The organism is Catenibacterium faecis, assembly GCF_014306455.1.
In the GTDB taxonomy this organism is placed as follows: Bacteria; Bacillota_I; Bacilli_A; order Erysipelotrichales; family Coprobacillaceae; genus Catenibacterium; species Catenibacterium mitsuoka_A.
In genome coordinates, this window is sequence record NZ_JACRWG010000092.1 from 1 (window position 1) to 4,827 (window position 4,827).

Genomic DNA, 4,827 nt, shown 5'->3' on the forward strand with positions numbered 1-4,827 from the left:
TCAACCTTTCTCATAATAACCTCCCCTGGAGGTTATAGTTTAACACGGCAAGTTGATATTGTCCCAATTGGGACAATATCAACTTGGATACATTAAGACATTATCATATTGGAATCAGACATACCTATCATTCCAATAAATCACAAGTTGATATAAGCATACTATTATACTATAGTTATTACATAACGTAAGTATAAACTTACGAAAAGGAGGAAAATATAAGTAACTAAAGATATTGACTATTGTGATTAAATGTGTTCAAATCTGCTCAAAGAAGAGCGTTAAAATGAACACATCAAATATTACAAATTATAAACCAAAGGATTTTGCTGAACTTTTAGGCGTATCTGTTAAGATATTATAACGTTGAGATAGAAAAGGAACTTTAAAGGCAAATCGAACCTAAACTAATAGGCATTATTATACTTATAATCAGCATTTACTAAATCAAGTTGCATCTTTAAGATGGTTTTGTAATGTAAAAGAATTATTTGAATACCCACAAACCACAGGTTAGTGAAAATTAAATTTTATTAACGCCGATTAATAGGTGTTCATGAAGCTGAACATGATGCATGGATTTTCCATTTGTACTATAATTAGATTAGAAATCAGATGGAGAATTCATGCAGGATATTGTTTCAATACTTCATGTATTCTCCTGCAGGCTGTAAAGGGCTTCGTAAGTATAAAAAACTGATAGAAAGGGATGAGGGAATTGCTGAAGAGCTTCAGGACGGAAATAAATCCAACAGAGGGGCAGAAAGTCAGGATTCGTAAAACAATAGGTACTTGCAGATTTATCTATAATTTCTATCTTGCTCATAATAAGGAGCTTCATGAAAGTGGCAAAAAGTTTATGAGCAGCAGCCAGTTTAGAGTATGGCTTAACAATGAGTTTCTTCCGAACCATCCAGAATGTTCCTGGATCAAGGAAGCTTATTCAAAATCGGTAACACAGGCAGTAAATAACGGACAGACTGCATTTAAGAGATTCTTTAATCACAAGAGCGCCTTTCCAAAATTTAAGAAGAAAGGCAGATCTGATGTGAAAATGTATTTTGTAAGGAATAATCCAAAAGATTGCCTTTGCAAAAGACACAGAATCAAGATTCCGTCACTTGGCTGGGTCCGCATCAAAGAGAAAGGATATATTCCCACAACAAAAGATGGATACGTAATTAAGAGCGGTCATGTCTCAATAAAAGCTGACAGATACTATGTTTCAGTTCTCATAGAAATCCCAGATCACAGGATAGCTAATAATTCCAGTAAAGGAATTGGCATTGACCTTGGATTAAAGGACTTTGCAATTGTCTCTAATGGAAAAACTTATAAGAACATCAACAAATCTGCAAAATTAAAGAAGCTTGAAAAAAAGCTTATTCGAGAACAGAGAAGTCTTTCTCGAAAGTATGAAAATCTAAAGAAAGGAGGGTCCACTCAAAAAAGAAATATACAGAAACAAAGGCTTAAGATACAGAAGCTTCATCATAGAATTGACAATATTCGTACTGATTACATCAATAAGACAATCGCAGAGATAGTGAAAACCAAGCCATCTTATATAACGATTGAAGATCTAAACGTATCAGGAATGATGAAGAACAGACATCTTTCAAAGGCAGTTGCTTCGCAGAAGTTTTATGAATTTAAAACAAAGCTTGAAGCTAAATGCAAAGAGAACGGAATTGAACTTCGAATTGTAGATAGATGGTACCCATCATCTAAAACATGTCATTGCTGTAAAAGTATCAAGAAAGATTTAAAGCTTTCAGATAGAATTTTCAGATGTGACTGTGGATATATCGAAGACAGAGATTTCAATGCTGCACTTAATCTGAGAGATGCTACAACTTACGAAGTTGCATAAACAAACGCAGGCGTAGGCATGTACCGAAGGCTATTTCGGGAATTTACGACTATGGAGTGTACATGAACTTGTGAGTAGATATGATTTCGGTCAATCAAAAGCATACACGATGACATAGTAAGTAATGTTCGTGAGAACTTACATTATCTCGATGTGAGTATATTTAATCACATTTTGAGTGGCAGGCATATAATGAATAAAGATCTTACAAAAGGACCTGTTGTGAAATCAATGCTGTTGTTTGCGATACCTATGATACTAGGAGACCTCTTACAACAATGTTACAACATTGCGGATACTTTAATAGTAGGGCAGTTCTTAGGAAAAACAGCTTTAGCTGCAGTCGGTTCTTCTTTTACTCTTATGACCTTTATTACATCTATCATATTAGGCTTATGTATGGGTAGTGGTGCACTCTTTTCTATTAGATTTGGACAAAGAGATAAAAGAGGACTAAAACAGGATCTATGTGCTTCCTTCTTCTTTATTGTCTTCATATCCATATTACTTAATATCATTGCTTATATATGTCTAGATGTACTTAAACTCTTCTTAAGAGTGCCTCATGAGGTATGGGGTGATATGAGATGTTATCTCTTATATATTTTTATGGGAATCATTGCGATATTCTTATATAACTTCTTTTCGGCTTATTTAAGATCTATAGGTAATTCAGTCATTCCACTCATCTTTCTTGCCATCTCTTCTATCTTGAATATTATTCTAGATCTCTATTTTGTACTTGTATTAAAGATGGGAGTAGGGGGTGCAGCCCTTGCTACAGTACTATCCCAATATGTATCAGGTATAGGCATCATGTTTTATACACTACTTAAATATAAAGAAGTACTTGTAATATTTAAGGTTAGTTACTTAAAAAGAGAAAGAATTAAACAGATCATCTCTTTCTCGCTTCTTACTTGTATCCAGCAATCAGTCATGAATCTAGGAATACTGATGGTACAAGGGTTAGTTAATAGCTTTGGTACAGTTGTTATGGCTGCATTTGCAGCTGCAGTAAAAATTGATGCTTTTGCTTATATGCCAGTACAGGACTTTGGAAATGCCTTTTCTACATTCATTGCTCAAAACTATGGAGCCAAAGAAAAAGAAAGAATACAAAAAGGACTCAAAGAAGCTGTTCGTATATCTTCAATTTTCTGTATAGTCATCTTTATTCTAGTTTATATATTTGCGAAACCTTTAATGATGATCTTTATAGATGCAAATGAAACAAGCATTATTTTAGAAGGTGTACGTTACTTACGTATAGAAGGTGCATTCTATATTGGTATAGGCTGTTTATTCTTGTTATATGGTCTATATCGTGCTTTAGGAAGACCAGGTATGAGTGTTGTTCTTACAGTATTCTCACTTGGTACAAGAGTCGCTTTAGCCTATATCTTATCTTCTATACCAACACTTGGAGTAACAGGTATATGGTGGTCAGTTCCAATAGGCTGGGCACTTGCGGATATAGTGGGATTAGTATATTACAAAAAGAATAAACACAATCTATTAAGTTTTGGGGGAGTATTATAATGAAATATGTTGGTATTAAGTGATACATCTAAAGGTTAATAGGAGCTTCTCCTGTTTTACATATTGACAGAGATTAACTCTGTTTGATTAAATTGTGGTAGGGAGGATGAATCATGATTATTAGAGAAGCCAGAACAGAAGACTTAGAAAGAATATTAGAAATATATGAAATTGCGAAAGCTTTTATGAGACAAACAGGTAACCCACATCAGTGGAACAGTCGTTATCCTGATTCAAAAACATTAGAAGAAGACATTCATAAACATCAACTCTTTGTAATGGAAGAAGATTCTATTATACATAGTGTATTTGCGTTTATTATAGGAAAAGATCCTACATATAAGGAAATAGAAGGTGCATGGCTTGATCACAGTACTTATGGTACGATTCATCGTATTGCGAGTGATGGCATTATGCATCAAGTATTTAATAAAACAGTCAACTTCTGCAGTAAAAGATGTGCACATCTAAGAGCTGATACACATGAAGATAATAAGATTATGCAGAAGGTTTTGTTAAAAAATGGTTTTCAAGAAACAGGAATTATCTATGTAGAAGATGGCACACCTAGAATAGCTTATGAGAAGGTGAAATAATGATCTGTCCTAAATGTGGATGTAGAGTAGAACCGGGAATGAAGAAATGTCCTGTATGTGATAGTACTCTAGATAATGAATATACAAGATATGAAAAGAAGATGAAAAGAAAAAGAATACAGAAAAAAGCAATAGGTTCTGTATTTCTTATATCTGATATTATTCGTACTCTTATTGGTGTAGGTATAGCTCTATTTGGCTGTGTAGGTATCATGGAAGGTGATTATCTATTTGCAGCTAGTATAATTCTATTTGGATTATCGTTAATTCCTTATTGGTATAAGAAAGCATCTAATAGATTCATTGCGATTATTCTACCTGTATTGTTTGTACTTATGGGTTTTGTAGTATTATTGTTTACAGTATAGAAAGTATATTCTTTTATCTTTTTGTCTTGTAATACATGTTGATAATGCTTACTTTAGACTAAAGAGGTGATAGATATGACATATACAGAACCAACCGCAATTGGTGGTATGACACAAGAAGAACTAGACAAAGAATTAAGAAAAGGTATTGAATCTATCAAAGAAGGTAAAACATTTACTGCAGATGAAGTAGATGAAGAACTTGCAAGAGAGTTTGGAATCTAATGAGAGAGAAACAGCGGGTTGCTGTTTCTTTTTTTAGACTAGAAAACTGTATATATATGCAAAAATCTATTGTAAAGGAGGAAAATATAAGTAACTAAAGATATTGAATATTACGGAGTGGCAAGGCCACTCCATACGGTAAAATAAGTCCATCCATTACGCTAGAAAAGTCCAGTGAATCCGTTAAACAAGTCCATCATATTTAATATAAAGATTTGCATCT

Annotated in this window: 5 protein-coding genes; all 5 read left to right on the forward strand. The window is 33.5% G+C overall.

Annotated features, from left to right (window positions below; genetic code table 11):
- Nucleotides 1-709 precede the first annotated feature (709 nt).
- Nucleotides 710-1,873, forward strand: coding sequence for an RNA-guided endonuclease InsQ/TnpB family protein (locus tag H8909_RS12465; RefSeq protein WP_187013049.1), 1,164 nt, complete (start codon nt 710-712; stop codon nt 1,871-1,873).
- Nucleotides 1,874-2,065: 192 nt separating this feature from the next.
- Nucleotides 2,066-3,415: an MATE family efflux transporter gene (locus H8909_RS12470; RefSeq protein ID WP_187013050.1), complete on the forward strand. Its 1,350-nt coding sequence runs from the start codon at nt 2,066-2,068 to the stop codon at nt 3,413-3,415.
- Between the two features lie 113 nt (nt 3,416-3,528).
- Entirely contained in the window at nt 3,529-4,011 is a 483-nt protein-coding gene (locus tag H8909_RS12475; RefSeq protein ID WP_187013051.1) for a GNAT family N-acetyltransferase, read from the forward strand.
- On the forward strand, nt 4,011-4,379 hold the full coding sequence (locus tag H8909_RS12480; protein WP_022425589.1) for a hypothetical protein: 369 nt from the start codon (nt 4,011-4,013) through the stop codon (nt 4,377-4,379). Before H8909_RS12475 ends, H8909_RS12480 begins: the two co-directional genes overlap by 1 nt.
- A 75-nt stretch (nt 4,380-4,454) precedes the next feature.
- Complete coding sequence (locus H8909_RS12485) at nt 4,455-4,604, forward strand: hypothetical protein (protein WP_199409992.1); 150 nt, start codon at nt 4,455-4,457, stop codon at nt 4,602-4,604.
- Nucleotides 4,605-4,827: the final 223 nt, after the last annotated feature.